15 protein-coding genes are annotated in these 15,709 nt (G+C 70.5%); 6 read left to right on the top strand and 9 right to left on the bottom strand.

All coding sequences use genetic code 11. From position 1 onward, the window contains the following. Window positions 1-29: 29 nt before the first annotated feature. Complete coding sequence (locus PPSIR1_RS10305; RefSeq protein WP_006970980.1) at window positions 30-569, bottom strand: hypothetical protein; 540 nt, start codon at window positions 567-569, stop codon at window positions 30-32. Between the two features lie 448 nt (window positions 570-1,017). Here PPSIR1_RS10305 and PPSIR1_RS42370 point away from each other — a divergent pair, with 448 nt between their 5' ends. Together PPSIR1_RS42370 and PPSIR1_RS10295 are read left to right on the top strand one after the other, a co-directional pair. Continuing rightward, a complete protein-coding gene (locus PPSIR1_RS42370) occupies window positions 1,018-1,527 on the top strand; it encodes a hypothetical protein (RefSeq protein WP_006970979.1) in 510 nt (169 codons plus the stop codon). Window positions 1,528-1,583: 56 nt separating this feature from the next. Beyond that, window positions 1,584-2,411, top strand: coding sequence for a mechanosensitive ion channel family protein (locus PPSIR1_RS10295; RefSeq protein WP_006970978.1), 828 nt, complete (start codon window positions 1,584-1,586; stop codon window positions 2,409-2,411). 2 nt (window positions 2,412-2,413) lie between these two features. Here the strand turns inward: PPSIR1_RS10295 and PPSIR1_RS10290 are convergent, their stop codons facing one another. Beyond that, window positions 2,414-2,902, bottom strand: a complete 489-nt coding sequence (locus PPSIR1_RS10290; protein WP_006970977.1) for a hypothetical protein — start codon at window positions 2,900-2,902, stop codon at window positions 2,414-2,416. A 300-nt stretch (window positions 2,903-3,202) separates the two neighbouring features. Between PPSIR1_RS10290 and PPSIR1_RS10285 the strand changes: the two genes are divergently transcribed. Continuing rightward, window positions 3,203-4,057, top strand: a complete 855-nt coding sequence (locus tag PPSIR1_RS10285; protein WP_006970976.1) for an NmrA family NAD(P)-binding protein — start codon at window positions 3,203-3,205, stop codon at window positions 4,055-4,057. Window positions 4,058-4,679: 622 nt separating this feature from the next. Next, on the top strand, window positions 4,680-4,916 hold the full coding sequence (locus PPSIR1_RS42365; protein WP_006970975.1) for a hypothetical protein: 237 nt from the start codon (window positions 4,680-4,682) through the stop codon (window positions 4,914-4,916). 31 nt (window positions 4,917-4,947) lie between these two features. On the opposite strand, the gene PPSIR1_RS10275 is transcribed toward PPSIR1_RS42365, so the two are convergent. Beyond that, window positions 4,948-5,514: an endonuclease dU gene (locus PPSIR1_RS10275; RefSeq protein WP_157595397.1), complete on the bottom strand. Its 567-nt coding sequence runs from the start codon at window positions 5,512-5,514 to the stop codon at window positions 4,948-4,950. Window positions 5,515-5,711: 197 nt separating this feature from the next. Here PPSIR1_RS10275 and PPSIR1_RS10270 point away from each other — a divergent pair, with 197 nt between their 5' ends. Next, the gene (locus PPSIR1_RS10270; RefSeq protein ID WP_006970973.1) at window positions 5,712-7,319 is read left to right on the top strand and encodes a tetratricopeptide repeat protein; all 1,608 of its coding nucleotides are present in this window, start codon (window positions 5,712-5,714) and stop codon (window positions 7,317-7,319) included. Window positions 7,320-7,375: 56 nt separating this feature from the next. Beyond that, a complete protein-coding gene (locus PPSIR1_RS10265; protein ID WP_006970972.1) occupies window positions 7,376-8,047 on the top strand; it encodes a hypothetical protein in 672 nt (223 codons plus the stop codon). A gap of 13 nt (window positions 8,048-8,060) precedes the next feature. Here the strand turns inward: PPSIR1_RS10265 and PPSIR1_RS10260 are convergent, their stop codons facing one another. From PPSIR1_RS10260 to PPSIR1_RS42360, 6 genes are all read right to left on the bottom strand, one after another. After that, the gene (locus PPSIR1_RS10260; protein ID WP_006970971.1) at window positions 8,061-8,603 is read right to left on the bottom strand and encodes a hypothetical protein; all 543 of its coding nucleotides are present in this window, start codon (window positions 8,601-8,603) and stop codon (window positions 8,061-8,063) included. Then, window positions 8,600-10,846 carry a transglutaminase TgpA family protein gene (locus tag PPSIR1_RS10255; RefSeq protein WP_006970970.1) on the bottom strand — a complete coding sequence of 749 codons (2,247 nt, stop codon included), beginning with the start codon at window positions 10,844-10,846 and terminating at the stop codon, window positions 8,600-8,602. Before PPSIR1_RS10255 ends, PPSIR1_RS10260 begins: the two co-directional genes overlap by 4 nt. After that, window positions 10,843-11,904, bottom strand: coding sequence for a DUF58 domain-containing protein (locus PPSIR1_RS10250; RefSeq protein ID WP_006970969.1), 1,062 nt, complete (start codon window positions 11,902-11,904; stop codon window positions 10,843-10,845). Before PPSIR1_RS10250 ends, PPSIR1_RS10255 begins: the two co-directional genes overlap by 4 nt. 13 nt (window positions 11,905-11,917) lie before the next feature. Beyond that, complete coding sequence (locus PPSIR1_RS10245) at window positions 11,918-12,952, bottom strand: AAA family ATPase (protein ID WP_006970968.1); 1,035 nt, start codon at window positions 12,950-12,952, stop codon at window positions 11,918-11,920. A gap of 194 nt (window positions 12,953-13,146) precedes the next feature. Continuing rightward, window positions 13,147-13,794: an O-methyltransferase gene (locus tag PPSIR1_RS10240; protein ID WP_006970967.1), complete on the bottom strand. Its 648-nt coding sequence runs from the start codon at window positions 13,792-13,794 to the stop codon at window positions 13,147-13,149. A 419-nt stretch (window positions 13,795-14,213) separates the two neighbouring features. Then, complete coding sequence (locus tag PPSIR1_RS42360) at window positions 14,214-15,671, bottom strand: tetratricopeptide repeat protein (RefSeq protein WP_198154486.1); 1,458 nt, start codon at window positions 15,669-15,671, stop codon at window positions 14,214-14,216. Window positions 15,672-15,709 lie beyond the last annotated feature (38 nt).

The following is a 15,709-nucleotide window of genomic DNA, read 5'->3' as shown; positions in this document are numbered from 1 at the left end:
GATCAGCCCTCGCTCGAGTGCATGCGTCTTCATCGAGACGGCAAGACTTTGATCGCAGCCCGCCGGATGCGGCGCACGACGGTCTCGAGATCCCGCGGACCCAGGCCAAGCTGCGCCCGCAAGGTGGGGCCATCGCAGCCGAGCTCCATGCCGTCGAGCACCGCGAGGGCGAGCGCGTCCTGCCGGCTGCAGAAATGGTCGCGGAGTGACTGGATCTGTTGCTTGGCTGAGACAGCGCCCTCGGGGTCGCCGCGCCCGAGGAGCTGTACGCTGGAGGTCAAGCACACCGTGTTGATGCCTCGGCGCGTGAGCTCGTGGCTCGCCAAGCTGCGCATGATGCCAATGACATAGCCGACGAAGTCGACCTTGCCAGGGCTCCAGGTCCGGCGCCCGTCCAGCGTGCGCTCGAGGGCTCCGAACAGCAGGCTCTCGGCTTCCAACCCGGGGACCTTCGCCGCCAGAATTCGGCTCGCCTGCCGCAAGCGATGCCAGTCGGCGTCGCTGAGCGAACGAATCGCAGCTTCGATCGCTTCGATCGGGTCGGTGCATGGACGGGGCTCGCGGGACATCGGTCGACGACCGATATAGGGTAATGCCGAAAGATCCGGCGCTCCCGACAGCGGGGCTCAAAAAAACTCTCGCGCGTACTCCGCCGGATCTCGAAATCCAGCCGCGACGACCAACCCGAGCCGCCAGAGCGAGGAATGTCTGCTAGAAGCCACTGAGATGACGGCCTTCCACCCTGCCTCCGCCTCACGGTCGAGCCCCTGGGGGCACTTTGAGCTTCCTCCGCAAGGCCGCGGGCGCATCGAGTGTGGACCGCTCACGCTCTGGGTCGAGCGCAAGCCGAAGGAGTGGCACCTCGCTCATGCACGCGGCCGCGACGCTCCTGGCAATCATGGCGGCTTCGAGCTGGGGGGCGAGCCCGCACCAGGTGACGCTGAGCAGGTGCGGTTCGCGGCGGGATCAACCAACGCCAGCCTCTGCGCTCGACCTGCGCTCGCGGATCGCCCCATCGTGATACGCCCGGAGCAACCCTTCGCCCTGTTCGCGGGCGACGAGGCCGTGTTTTATTTTGGCAGCCCCCTGTGGCTCGAGTTGACCGCCGGGGATCCACCTCGCCCGCTCCTCGAGCTGCCTTGCGTGCGGCCGTCCGACACATGGTTTGGCCCGTCGACGCGAGAGGGAGAGCTCTGCTACGCGGCCCAGACCCGCGCGCGCATGGACTTGGAAGCGATCGACTGGGGTCCTGCGCGCGCGCTCACTCGGGTCCGGCTGATCAACTCCTCGGCCCAAACGCTGCACTTCACCCGACTCCTCGTCCCGATCGGCCGGCTCGGCCTGTTCCTCGCCGCGGACGGACGGCACTGGACCGAAGGCCTGCGCGCGAACGTGGGGACCGAGGTCGTCGACTGCGAAGTCGAGACCGCGCCGCCGGAAGAGGCGGGCTCGGTCGAGCGAGTCCGCGAGGCCCGGCGAGGTAGCTCGGGGGTCTTTCGTCGCGCGCTCGTGGCGTTGGTGGGCTGAGGGCTAGAGTCATGACATTGATCGCATCTCGTTTCCTGTTCGGAGCAAACCCAAGCGTGCCCGAGGCCGTCGGAGAGTGGCTGGGGGTGGAGGGCCGCCTCGAGATCCTCGTCGCCCTGCTGATCGCGCTCGGCGGGTGGGTCCTCGCTCGCGTCTGCGCGGGGCTCGTCACGCGCGCGCTGAGCGGCCGCGCGAGCGCACAGCAGGAGATGATCAGCCGCCGCGTCGTCCAGTACGGCATCTTCATCGTCGCGCTGATCTCCGCCATGCGCCACGCCGGGCTGGACACGAGCGTGCTGCTCGGCGCGGCGGGCATCGTGACCGTCGCCCTCGGCTTCGCCTCCCAGACTTCGGCCTCCAACCTGATCAGCGGCTTCTTCCTGATGGGCGAGAAGCCCTTCGTCGTCGGCGACACGATCATCGTCGGGGCCACGACGGGTGAGGTGATCAACGTCGGGCTCATGTCGGCGCAGCTGCGGACCTTCGACAACCTGCTGGTCCGTATCCCCAACGAGACCCTGCTCAAGTCAGAGCTCACCAACCTGACCCACTTTCCAATTCGACGCTTGGACATGCAGCTGCGCATCGACTTCGAGACCAGCCTCGATGCGCTCCGGGCGATCTTGCTGCGCGTCGCCGAGGACAACCCGATCTGCATGACGTCGCCAGAGCCCCTGTTCCTGATCACGGGCATGGGCGAGTCGGTGATGAACGTCCAATTCTCTGTCTGGTCAGCCAGGGTCAACTTCGTCGACCTGCGCAACTCGATGTTCATCGGCGTCAAGGAGGCCTTGGACGCGGCGGGGATCCAGCTCCCTGTCCCTCGGCAGCACCTGACGATTCATGCCGAGCCCCAGACGCGTGGCGGGTTGTCCGAGGAGTAGGTTCAGCTCGCTCGACGCAAGCGCGCGTCGATCAACGCGGCGAAGGACCGCGCAATCTGATCGGGCGCGCACTCGGGGAGGTGCGTGGCGATGAACGCGAGGCCCTGCTCGGGCGAGGCGACGGCCGCGTGTGGATACCCGGGGGGCGCCATCCACGACAAGGTCGTGACGACGCCACGGACGAAGGTCGAGTGCGTCGCGAGGGCATAGGCCGCCGTCGTTTGGCGCAGCTTTTCCTCGCGTTCGTTGAGCAATTTGGCGATGTGCCGCCGCCGAGGCGAGTCCATGACGCCGCTCTCGGGCGTGTACTGCAAGACCCCGATGCGCTCGTCGGGAGCGCGCGCGTCGATCTCGCGGGCAATCTCGTCCGCGAGGGCGAAGAAGTCCGAGTCGTCGAGGTAAGGGCCGATGTACGTGCAGCGGACGAGGGGAAAGCGGGCGACGAGCCAATCGCGTCCGACGATCACGTCGCGGGCTTCGGGAACGACCATGGGGACAAGGTGACCCCAAACTTCACGGGCGTGTAGGGAGGTCGTCGAGATCGTGGCTGGTGGCCAATCCTACAGGCTCCTGGAAGCAGGGCTGCGCCCTGTCTTTCTCGACAGCGCTGCGGGCGCTCAGCGGGTCGGCCTGAATGAGCCACGCCGCCTCGCTCGTTCCTGACGACGAGGCTCGTTGCCCCACGTCCGCGACTCAGAGCCCTGGCGTGTCGGCCGTCTCTGGCCGGCCGGCTCGCCGAGTTGGTATGGCTTGTGCGTGACACCCGAACGCCCAACTCGACTGGAACGCGCGTGCTGAGCTCGAGCGATGCGATCTTCGTCGTTGGTGCGACTGGCCGCGTCGGCGCGGCGCTCGTCGAGGCGCTCCGGGCCCGCGGGGTCCCGGTGCGCGCGGGGTCTCGCCGGGCCGAGCGCGACTCGACCGCACCAGGCGTCACCGCCGTCGCGTTCGACATGACCGATCCCCAGACCTGGGCGCCCGCGCTCGGGGGGGCTCGACGGATGTTCTTGATGTGGCCGCCGGGCACCTCGCCCGCGCAGCACGTGTTTCCCTTCCTCGAGGCGGCCCAGCGCCAGGGGCTCGCGCGGGTGGCCTTCCTGTCGGTGCTTGGCGCCGACAAGGTCGGCTTCTTGCCGCACAGCAAGATCGCGGCGAGGCTCGGCGAACTCGGCCTCGAGCGCGTGCTCCTCCACGCCGCTTACTTCATGCAAAACCTCAGCACGATCCACGCCGAGGACATCCGCGAGCGCGACGAGCTGTACCTGCCCATGGGCGCGGGTCGGCTGGCGATGGTCGACGTGGTCGACGTGGCCGAGGCCGCCTGCGTCGGCCTGCTCGACGCGCGCGAGCAGATCAGCTGGGACCTCACGGGCGCGGCGGCGCTGAGCCTCGACGACGTGGCCGCGGAGCTGTCCGAGGCCCTCGGGCGCCCCATCCGCTACCCTCGACCCGGCGCCTGGAGCTTCTATCGCAGCCAGCTGCGGCGGGGCACCGCCGCCGGCCTCGCGCGCTTCATGGTCGCCGAGTACACCCACGCGCGCTTGGGCCTCGCCGATCGCGTGGCCGACGGGGTCCGCGAGGCCCTCGGCCGCGCGCCGACCTCGTTCGCGGAGTTTGCCCGGCGCGAGCGCGACGCTTGGCGGTGACGACGGTGAGGGGGGGGTCCTGTCGGGAGAGCGGGCGTGGGTGCGGGTGCTGGGCGCGGATGGACACGCCCTCGGTCAACGACAGCGCGAGCATGCGCGGCGCTGGGCCTTCTTCGCTACGAGGTAGAATGGAGGCGCCATGGCTCAAAAACCCACCGTGCTTCCGGATTGTCCGCCGCTCGTCTCGGCGGTGATCGGTGTGGCTGCGTTGACCTTGGCGAGCGCCTGCTCTGCCGGTCCGGCCCCGCCTCAACCGCCCCAGCCCGCTCCGCAACATCCTCCAGGCGAAAACCCGGAGCCTGGCCAGACGAGCCCCCAAGCCGCGCCGGAGCCGTTGCCGGACCTGGACCCCGAACCCGAGCCTGACCCTGAGCCCAAGCCTGAGCCTGAGCCTGAGCCGGAGCCCGAACCGGAGCCCGCGCCCGAACCGGAGCCCGCGCCCGAACCGGAGCCCGAGGGTTCGGGCCACGTGGGCCCTGTCCCCCAGCTGCCGCCTCAACCCCCTCCACCCCCGCAGCCTCCGCAGCCCAAGCGTCCCCCCATCGAAAAAAAGCCCCAGCCCCCTCAGCAGGCTCAGGAAAGTTGGCGCGGCGGCGACGACGGGAGGCTGCCCGAGCCCGGATTGACCTCGGCCCTCGACAACGCCTCCGTGCGTGTCGAGGGCACGAGCGGGGCGCTGCTGCGCGCCTCCGACGGGGTCTTGCGCGGCCCAGGCTCGCTCGCATGGGGTCGCTACGACCTGCTGATCCGCTGGCCCGAGGGCGACGAGCACGTCCAGGCCCTCGAGCTCTCGCCGGGAGCTCGGGTGACCGTTCACGTCGATGCGGGAGAGCGCAGCTGCGTGGTGGAGAGCACGTGAGCCACCCTCCGCGCCTCGCCAGGCGCGCGCTTCAAGCTCGCCCGCGGCTGATGCCGTCGCCGTAGCCCCCCGCGACCAGGTGGGCCACGCGGACCGGCTCGGGCAGCTTGCCGTGCACGGTCAGGTCGGTGATCGCCTGCGCGGCCTGGTCGAGGCTCAGGCCCGCGCGCTGGACCCAGACGCCGGCGCAGGGCTCCATGGGCCCGGCCTTCTCGATCAGCCTCCACTTGCGGGCGCCGCCGGGGACCTTGTCGTGGAGGGTCTCGCGGATCACGGCGAAGCGCGGGCGCTTGCGGGCGAGGACGAGCACGGGGGTGTCGAGGCGCTCGTGGAGGGCGTGGATGTCGGCGACGTTGAAGCCCCCGAAGGTGATGCCGCCGAGCAAGATGACCTGGGCGTGGGCGGCGAAGGGCGAGCCCTCGACGAGGCTCGCGATGGCCGAGGTCGCGTTGGCGCCGTCCTTGCGCAGCTTGCCGGTGACCACCCCGTCGAGGCGCGCGCGGGTGAAGGCCACCCCGACGATGGCCACGTCGCCCCGGTGGGCGCGGTCGAAGGGGGCGTCGTCGATGCCGATCGAGTTGCTCAGGCGTCGCGCCACGCCAGCGAGCATGGTCGGCCAGGCCACGCCGCGCAAGCGCGCGGTCCGTCCTGACGGTTGGGTCCGACGCGCGAGCCGAAGGGGTGCTTTGGTCGCCAGGCTGCGGGATCGAACGGAGCCTCCGGGTGTGGATTCAGACGGCCTGGGGGCCTGCGCGCGCGTCAGGTCGGGGCGCGCTCGGCAAATGGCGGATCACCATGTCTCCCCGTACGCCCGCCCTCGCCATCCTCGCGCCCCTCGCCCTGCTGAGCCTCTGCCTGCCCGCCTGCCAAAAGACCGTGGGCGACGCCCTGCGCCCCGACGAGCACACGGGCGCCGCCGCCGTGGGTGCCGAGCTCGTGTGCTCGGACGCGCCGACCCGCATCAAGCCCCTGGTCGTCGACTGGGACCCCGACGCCCGCGTGGACCTCGAGGCGGCCATGCAGGGCAGCGTCGTGGTGGTCAAGTACGACTGCCCGAGCGTCGAGATTCTCCCGGGCTGCTCCGTCGACGGCAGCTACAGCTACGCCGGCGTGAGCCGCAAGGAGCAGGTCATCCAGATGACCAACATGGACGAGGTCCAGGCCAACATCCCGATCAGCTCGGCCAAGGTCGGCGTCGACGTCCAGAGCGGCCGGGCCATCGACCTGGCCACGGTGCTCGTCGGCCGCCGCTCGACCACGGTCACGAGCCTAAAGGCCAGCGCGCTCGAGGGCGAGTGCGCGGGCGCGACTCACTTCGTGCGCTCGGCCTCGCTCGGCGCCTTCTCCATGGCCACGGGCTCCAAGGGCAAGGCGGCCGTGGCCGCCGAGCTGTTCGGCTACGGCGGCGGCGCGTCCAGTGACTCGAGCCGCTCGGCGCTCAACGCCGACGGCGACTTCGAGAGCTGCCAGAGCTCCGACCCGGGCTCGGGCACGCCGCCCTCCGAGTGCCGGGCGCCGGTGCGCATCGAGCTGGTCCCGATCAAGGACGCGGGCGCGGGCGCGGACGCGGGCGAGTCCGACGACAAGGTCAAGGTCGCCGGCGCCGACAACCCCTGCATGCCGGGCTTCGTGTCCGTCGACGGCCTGTGCACCCGGCCTACCGAGGGCCGCGCCTACTTGTGCGACCCCAACGACGAGGCCGAGTGCAAGGCCCAGTGCGACAAGGGCAACGTCGAGTCCTGCTACAACTACGGGCGCCTGCGCATGCGACAGAGCTGGGAGATCGGCGAGGAGGCCGAGCCCCTGACCCGGGCCTGCGACGCCGGCATCGCCCCGGCCTGCACCCTGCTCGGCGATCGTCTGTGGGGCTGGTACGACCCCGAGGAGGACCCCGAGGCCGACCAGAAGCTCAACGAGGCCTTCCGCCTGCTCAACATCGGCTGCGAGGGCGGCGAGGCCTACGCCTGCGAGCTCGTCGGCGACATCTTCGGGACCGAGGATCTGCCCAGCTTCAGCGACGCCGAGGCTTTCAAATTTCACTACCGCTCCTGCGAGCTCGGCTCTGGGGTGGGCTGCTCGCTCGCGGCCGAGCGCCTGTTCGAGGGCAAGGGCGTGGCCACGGACCTGGTCAAGGGCGTCGAGACCCTGATGCGCTCGTGCGAGGGCGGCTCCGTCGACGAGTGCGGCGAGCTGGCGACCTACCTCTCGGAGGGCAAGTACGGCCTGCCCCAGGACTTCGAGACCGCCTCGGTGTTGATGATGCACGCCTGCATCGAGGACGTGGGCTGGTGCGAGAGCGCGTGCGAGATCGCGGGCCAGGCCGGCAACGCCGAGTACACCGCGGCGGCCTGCAAGCGCGACTGCGACTACGACGACGAGAGCGCCAGCTGCTCGAAGCTGTGAGTGCATCCCCGGCCTGCGAACTGGTCGAAGCATCGAGGACCTTGCTACAAGGGGGCATGGCCCTCTCCTTTTGGGAGCACACCAAGGCGGAGCTGCGCCTCATGGCGGGCGCCTTCGTGGGGCCCTGGCTGCTGACCATGCTCGGCGTCGGCCTGGTCTACGCCTGCGTGTGGCTGTTTGGCGACGCGCCGCCGGAGGCCGCCGAGGATCCCGAGCTCCCTGGGAACGCCGTGATGGTGCCCCTGGCCTTCGGCTACGGGGCGGTCGTGGGCTTTTGGCCCGGCGTCGTCGCGGGCGGCCTGCGGGTGAGCTGGAAGCTGACCGGGCCGTGGACCCTGGTCCCGCTGCTGCTCATCCCGCTGGCGCTGGCGGCCGCGCTCTACCTGGCCTCGGGGCTGCTGGCTCGCCAGGGCATGGCGGTGCTCGACGCGGCCGCGCTGGCGGCCGCGGACCACGACTGGGCCCTGAGCGCGATCGGCAAGGCCGCCCACGCGGGGCCGGTGGTCCTGGTCATCGGCTTGCCCCTGTTGATCTTCGACCTGGGGAGCATCGCCGTTCAGCCCGAGGTGCTGTGGGCCCTGGCGATCCTCGTGCTCACCTTCGTGCTCGTGATCGCGGCGGCGCTCGTGCCCACGAGCCTGGTCTCGGTCGTGGTCATGCTGCGCGCCTATCTGCTGCGCCTGCGCGAGCGATCGGACGCGCGCAATCTCGAGGCCGAGCCGGCCTAGGGGACTGGCTGGGTCACAGCGGGAGCCGCAGCGAGAAGCGGTGACGCTCGCTTGGGAAGGTCTCGAAGCGGGCCTCGCGGAGCACCTCGCTGACGCACCGGGCGACCTCGGTGTTCGCGTGCTCTTCGGCGGGCGCGATCTCGAGGACCGCCCCCGTCGAGCCTTCGACGCTCATCTCGACGGTGACCTTGGCGCCCTCGGGGAGCGCACCGTGCTCGTTGCAGGCTCGCGCCTCGGCTCGGAGCGGGTTGACGGCCCTGGCGACGGCGCGCGCGTCGAGCTTGCCGTGGGACTCGGCCGCGGCCTTCGTGGGGGAGCGGAGCGCCTCGCAGCCCCGGCCCGCAGGATCGAGGAGGCAGTCGATCTGGCTCGGGAGCGGGTCCTCCGGGATCTCGATGGCTGGCGCGTGGGCGGGCTCCTCGGGGAGCGGTGGGGGAGGGGAGGCCGCGGGCTGCGGCGTGTCGGGCTCGAGCGCGCTCAGGTCGCGGAACATGGCGATGCCGAGGACGGCGATCACCAGGGCGAGGACGCCGAAGCTCTGGCTGCTCAGCCTCACTCGCTCGGGCTCTCGCGCACGGCCTTGGCGAGGCGCTCGAGCTCGACGACGCGGGCCGGCTCGACGCGGCCCTCGGCGTCCCGGGGCCCGAAGCGGAGCAGCTCGTAGGCGGTGGCGAAGCGGCTCAGGGCCTCGACCTCGGCCGCGGGCGCGCCCTCGTCGCGCAGGCGCTTGGCCCAGGCCCGGGCGGACTCGTGCTCGTGGCGGCCGCGCTCGCGCTTTTGCATGGTCGTGAGCAGCTTGCGGTAGATCAGCACCTCGGGCGCCTCGACGTGGCGGCCGCGGCCGAGCAGGCGCCGACCGAGGAGCACGATGAACACGATCGAGCCGGCGCCGACGAGCCAGGGGGCGAAGCGCTGCCAGTCGAGCTCGAGCTTGCGGCCCTCTCGCTTGACGCCGAAGTTCTCGAGCACCTCGAGCTGGGTCTCGAGGTCGTAGTCGATGACGTACTCGAGGTAGGCGTCGCGCAGGGCGTCGCCGACCTCGGACAGGCGCGGGAACAGGGGCGCGTCGTCGCCCGCGGTGCGCCCGGCCGGCGGGGTCGGGTCGAAGGTCACCCAGCCCAGATCCTCGAAGTAGACCTCGACCCAGGAGTGGGCGTCGGCCTGGCGGACCACGTAGAACTCGCCGATGGGGTTGTAGTGCGCGCCGTAGAAGCCGTTGACGTTGCGCGTGGGCACGCCGACCTCGCGCAGCATCAGGGCCATGGCCGAGGCGAAGTACTCGCAGTGCCCGGCCTTGGTGTCGAACAAAAAACCCTCGATGGGGTCGAGCTCGCCGGCGCGGACGCGCTCGGACAGGGGCTGGTCGAGGGTGTAGGCGTAGTTTCGCAGCAGGTACTGCTCGACGGCCTCGACCTTCTCGACGCGGGTGTCGGCGCCGGCGGTGACCTCCTCGGCGAGCTCGCGCAGGCCCTCGCTCAGGCGCGGGTCGAGCTGCAGGTAGGCGTCGAGGTTCTCGGGCACTTCGGGCGCGCCGACGGCCTGCAGCTCGGCGCGGGTCGGCTCGCCCACGCGGCTGACGAACTCGTACTGGATGGGCCCCGAGCGGCGGTCGAGGACCCGGGCCTGGCCGTCGACGTCGGCGCCGAGCTTGTTGCGGCTGTCGAGCTGGCTGCGCGGGGTGACCGAGTAGGCCAGGGGCTGACCGGCGGCGAACAGCAGGTCCGTGCCGATGTCCTCCATGGTCACCATGACCCGGAGCAGCTCGTCGTGGGCGGCGTAGCCGGGGATGGGCCGGGGGTCGAGGGTCTGGCCGGTGCTGCCGCTGTGGCGGTAGGGCCAGGCGATGACCTCGGCGTCGTCGCCGGTCGCGTCGCCGGTGACGTAGTAGCCGCGGGTGGGCCTCAGATCGCGCTTTTGGGCGGCTGTCGACCGACCCCAGCGGCCGTCTTGGTACTGGTCGAAGGCGCTCCCGCGCAGGTGCCAGGTGGGCCGGCTGCCGTGCGCCTGGACGCCGCCCTCGTCGAGGGTCTGCAGGTGCATGACCACCGTCGCGTCGCTCTTGATGGTCCCGAAGCCGCCCAGGGCCACGGACTCGCTGAAGCCCACGCTCTCTTGGCTCAGCACGTTGCCGCGCAGGAACACCCCGGCGCCAAAGCGCGGGAAGAACAGGAAGGTCGCGACGCCGAAGCCGGCGGCGATCAGCGCGACCTGTAGGGCCGCCCGGTTGAGGCGCTCGAGCTGGCGGGAGGCGTAGCGGTCGACCTCGAAGGCCACGCGCTTGCCGAGGCGCTCGCCCTCGCTGAGCAGGTGGACCACGAGCAGGCCGAGGGTCGCCACGGGCAGGTAGAGGGCGAGCAGGAAGGGGTAGCGCAGCTCGGCGTCGACGACCGCGGCGATGACCATCAGCATCGCGCCGATCATCAGCAGCTGCATGTGCTCGCGGGTCTTTTGCCGGTTGAACAGGCGCTGGACGACGAGCAGCAAGAAGAAGTCGACGCCAGCGATGAGCAGCTCGTTGCTGTAGAAGGCCCGCACGCCGCTGAGGATCAGCGCGGCGACGATGCCCACGGTCCACAGGCGCTGGCTGAGGGTGGTGGACGCCTCCGGCAGCGGTCGGACCATGGCCCAGGCCGAGAGCAGCACGGCGACGCCGACGGCCCAGTAGCTCGCGCTGTGGGCCAAGGTCACGCACAGCACGGCGATGGCGGCCTGGAGCAGGGTCAGGGTGTCGCGCAGCCGGACCATGCCGTGGCCGCGCCCGCCGAGCACCCGGGACAGGTTCTCGAGCAGGCGGATCACGCGGCGGCCTCCCCCGAGGGCGCGGGCGCGGGCGGACTCGCAGCCTTCGCGGGCTGGGCGTGGGTGTGGGGCAGGCCGACGAGGGCCAGGAATTCGAGCAGGCGGCGCTCGTGGGCCGGGCCCGTGTCGGGCTCGACGACGAGCTCGTCGCCGTAGCGCAGGCCCGTGGCGACCCGGCCCTCGCGGAGCAGGGCGACGATCTGGGAGGCGACGTCGGACACGGCCTCCTCGAAGCCCGGCTCCCCGCCGACCCCAGGGGCCAGGTAGAGCACCCGCTCGGTCTCGCCGCGGGCCTCGAACTCCTGGATGACCGGCTTGCCCAGGCGCGCCGTGGCCGGCCAGTGGATGCGCTGGATCTCCTGGCCCTCGCGGTACTCGGCCAGGCCAAAGAACTCGCCCGCGCGGGCCCGGGCGCCGCGGGCCTCGCCCTGGCCGCGGCGGTCGTCGAACATCGGCGCGAGCTCGACGTCGTGGATGCGCGGGTAGACGAGCACGCGCTCGCGGGTCGAGACCTCGCGGCGCTTGACGAACAAGCCAAAGGGGAAGCGCGTGGCGACGACGGCCTTGGGCAGGGCGTGCAGGCCCCGGCGGCTCATGGTCACGCTGGTGTGCATGGTCGCGGCCTTGCCTCCGGGTACGGCGACGGCGAACACGGGCTCGGTCCGGTCGGCGCTCTCGATGCGGTCGTCGTCCTCGACGCTGATCGAGATCATGTCGCCGGCGTCGCGCCCGTTGGTCAGCTCGACGACCAGGGCGCCGCGGCTGCCCGCGTGCAGGGGCGAGGCGACGCGGCGCTGGACCCGGGCGCGCTGGACCATGTTCTCCGAGAGCATGCCGCTGGCGATGATCAGGCCGATCTGGCAGCCGAACAGCACGTGCAGCAAGTTGGCGCCGGAGTTGATCGCCGCGAAGCCGACCGCGAGGGTGAGCACGATGAACAGCCACCCGGCCTTGGTGATCTCGAGGCTGCGGCCGTAGGCCGTCAGCATCCGGCGGATCAGCGGGAGCTTCTTTTGGCGCTCGACGGGCTCGAGCTCGCTGGGCTTTCGGGTCGCCACGACGTTCTAGAACTCAGACGGGGACGGGGACGCTGGCGATGAGCTCGCGGACGAGCTCCTGGGCCAGGGCGACCTGGTCGCCGCTGCCGGCCTGGGCGGGGACGATGCGGTGGGCGAGGGCGGGCACGGCGAGCTCTTGCAGGTCGTCGATGAGCACGGCGGGGCGGCCCTCGATGAGCGCGCGGCTGCGGGCGGCGGCGACCCAGGCCAGGGCCCCGCGGGTGCTGACGCCCAGACGAATCTCGGGGCTGTCCCGGGTGGTCTGGACCACGCGCTGGGCGTAGCCGGCCAGGTCGCGGTGGAGGTGAATCCCGGCCGCGGCGGTCTGCAGATCGAGCAGGGCCGTGGGCGCGCCGAGGCCCTCGGCGTTGGACTTGGCCTCGGTGAGCGGCGAGGGCCCCACGCCGCCGCTGACCAGCAGGGCGGCCTCGATGTCGGCGCTCGCGTAGCCCATGCTCAGCCGGAGCAGGAAGCGGTCGCGCTGGGACTCGGGCAGGGGGTAGGTGCCGTGGTGCTCCTCGGGGTTTTGGGTCGCGATGACGACGAAGGGCGCCGGGAGCTGGTGGCTGGTGCCGTCGACGGACACCTGGCCCTCGGCCATGGCCTCGAGCAGGGCGCTCTGGGTCCGCGGGGGCGCGCGGTTGACCTCGTCGGCGAGGACCAAGTTGGCGAAGATCGGGCCCTGGCGGAACTCGAACTGCTCTTGGGTGGCCCGCCACACGTTGACCCCGAGGAGGTCGGCGGGCAGCAGGTCGCTGGTGAACTGGATGCGCGAGAAGGTCCCGCCGATGGCGGCCGCGAGGGCGCGGGCGAGGGTGCTCTTGCCCACGCCGGGGATGTCCTCGATGAGCAGGTGGCCCCGGGCGACGAGGCAGATCAGCGCGAGATCGATGATCTCGTCCTTGCCGTGGATCTGCCCCCGGACCACGGAGCGAATGGCGCTCAGGTCCCGGTCGAGCCTGGCGGGATCGAGGGTGGGGGAGGCGGGGGTGGGTTTGGCGATGGACACGTCCACGTTGTCGTCGGAGTTTAGCAAGCGCAGTGCCATCGGCCCGCGGATCCTGGCTGGCGCCGCTGGAGGGCGCGCGTGGGTCGAAGGCGAGCCCCAGCGACCCGCACACGGAGACTTCGCCCGTGGGCGCGTGGACGTTTCGTCTGCTCGAACTCGCTCGGCTCGTCACCTCGTCAGCCCGCGGGGCTGGTCCCGATGTCAGCCTCCGTGGGTCTTTGTAGGCCCAAGACTCAGCGCTTGCGGGCGAACATGACCCCGTCGCGGATCGAGAGCAGCACGTTCTCGACGCGCTCGTCGGCGAGCACGTGGCGGTTGAAGTCGGCCAGCGCGTGGTCGCTGGGCTCTTGGGGGTCGACGACCCGGCCGCTCCACAGGGTGTTGTCGGCGAGCACGATGCCGCCGGCGGGGAGCATGGGGACGATGAGCTCCCAGTAGCGGATGTAGTTGCCCTTGTCGGCGTCGATGAAGGCCAGGTCGAAGCGCTCGCCGGCCTCGGCCATGGCGGCGATGGTCTGGGTCGCGTCGCCCAGGCGCAGCTCGATCTTGTCGCCCCACGGGCTCTCGCTCCAGTAGCGGCGGGCGACGGCGGTGGCCTCGGGGTCGACGTCGCAGGTGATCAGCTCGCCGCCCTCGGGCAGGCCCGAGGCCATGGCCAGGGAGGAGTAGCCGCTGTAGGTGCCGACCTCGAGCACCCGCCTGGCGCCGCTGACCTGGACCATCAGCTTGAGGAAGGCGCCCTCGATGCGGCCGACCTGCATCTGGGGGCATTCGAGGGAGGCGTGGGTCTCGTCGCGGAGTCGGTCGAAGAGCTCGGACTGGGGCGTGGTGTGCTCGTGGATGTAGTCATTGAGCGCTTCGGGCACGATCGTGAGGGCCATGCTCGGCACGGTAGCGCCTGGGTCGCGGGATTTGCTACACCCTCGATGTGGGCGGGGGGGCGTGAGCCGACGCTGGTTGCCTGGATATGGCTGCTCTGAGCCCGGTATCGCGGGGGCGCATGCCTCGAATCTGGGCGGTCCATCGCGGTTTGGGCCGCCTTGCACAGGACACGGGGTGGCGATGGCTTGGGGTGGCGGTGCGTTCGGGGTGGCGGTGCGTTCGGGACGACGGTGCGCAAGGGGCTCCGACGGTGCTCCGCGGCCTATTCGGCGGGAGCCCTCCCTACTCCTGCGCTCGAGCCGGGTGTCAGCCTTGGCTCTTCCAGGGCTGTAGGCGGCTCGATGCTCGTCGCAGGTTCCCTCCCACCGAGCGGCCTGCTCTGGGTTGGCGAGCTGGATGCTGGGGTTTCCGACAGGGATCAGTCGTCCGCTTCGGTCGAGGTCTCGGTAGCGAGGATGTGTTCGGCGAGGTCCTCGGCGGGCTCGATGCCAGCGGCCTCGCAGGCTGCGGCGTATCGACGAAGCAGCGTCGGGTAGCGGTCTTTGACCGCGTGGGGCTGGCGCTCTAACAACGGCAAGGTCGCTCGAAGGCTCTCGGCGAAGGACTCTGCCGCGAGGCCGGGTTGATCGCTAGCGAGCAGAGCGTCTCCGCGAGCCCATAGAGCCCGAGCGAGGCGGGGGAGAAAGGCATCGGGGTGGGCCTGGGCGAGCGGGCGAAGGATATCGATGGCCTCACGAGTGGCGTCGAGGGCGTTCTCCCACTCTTCGAGAGCGGTAAAGTCGATGCCGAGGCTCGTGAGGGTCGTCGCTAGGTGGGGGAGGATGGCGTCGGGTTGAGACTGGGCGAGCTGACGATAGATGTCGACAGCCTCGCGAGAGGCGGCGAGGGCGGCCTCAGGTTCTCCTTGGCCGTTGAGCCGATTGCCAAGGTTGTTGAGGCTCATGGCGAGGCCGGCGAGAAACACGTCAGGGTGAGCCTGGGCGAGCTGACGGCGGATGTCGACGGCCTCACGGGAGGTATCGAGGGCTGCCTCCCGCTCCCCCAGGTGGCTCAACACGGGGCTGAGGTTGTTGAGGCTCGCGGCGAGGTTGGGAAGGAAGGCGTCGGGCTGGGCCTGAGCGAGTTGACGAAGGATGTCAGTAGCCTCGCGGGAGGCGTCGAGGGCCGCCTCCCATTCTTCCAGGGCGCTCAAGTCCATGCCAAGGTTGTTGAGGCTCGAGGCGAGATCAGGGAGGAAGGCGTCGGGTCGGGACTGGACGAGCTGGCGTAGGATATCGACGGCCTCGCGGGTGGCGTCAAGGGCAGCTTCTCGCTCTCCTAGAGCGCTCAAAATTGTGCCGAGGTTGTTGAGGCTCGAGGCGAGGTCTGGGAGGAAGGGGGTGGGTCGAGCCAGAGCGAGTTGACGGTAGTGGTGAACGGCCTCGCGGGTCGTATGGAGAGCAGCTTTGAGTCTTCCTCGGTCGCTCAGCGCTATGCCGAGGTTGTTGAGGCTCATGGCGAGGTCGGGAAGGAAGGCGTCAGGCCGGCTCAGTGCGAGCTGACGACGAATGTCTACCGCTTCGTAGGTGGCGTCGAGGGCAGCCTCCCACTGACCGAGGCGACTCGAGTCACTACCAAGGTTGTTGAGGCTGATGGCGAGGTCGGAGAGAAAGGCATCGGGCTGGGCTCGGGCGAGCCGACGACGAATGGTGACGGCCTCGCGGGTGGCGTCGAGGGCAGCCTCCCGTTTCCCGAGGTCGCTCAGCATCTTTCCGAGGTTGTTGAGGCTCGTTGCGAGGTCGGGGAGGAAGGCGTCCGGATTTTCCTGAACCAGGGCTCTCCCGAGGCGCACGCCCTCTCGGGAGGCTTCGAGAGCCTGTTCGCGGCGGCCGAGCACGGACAGATCGACGCCCAGATCGATGAGCGCCTGGAGCA

The organism is Plesiocystis pacifica SIR-1 (assembly GCF_000170895.1).
Taxonomy (GTDB): Bacteria; Myxococcota_A; Polyangia; order Nannocystales; family Nannocystaceae; genus Plesiocystis; species Plesiocystis pacifica.
This window is presented reverse-complemented; position numbering and strand designations above follow the sequence as displayed.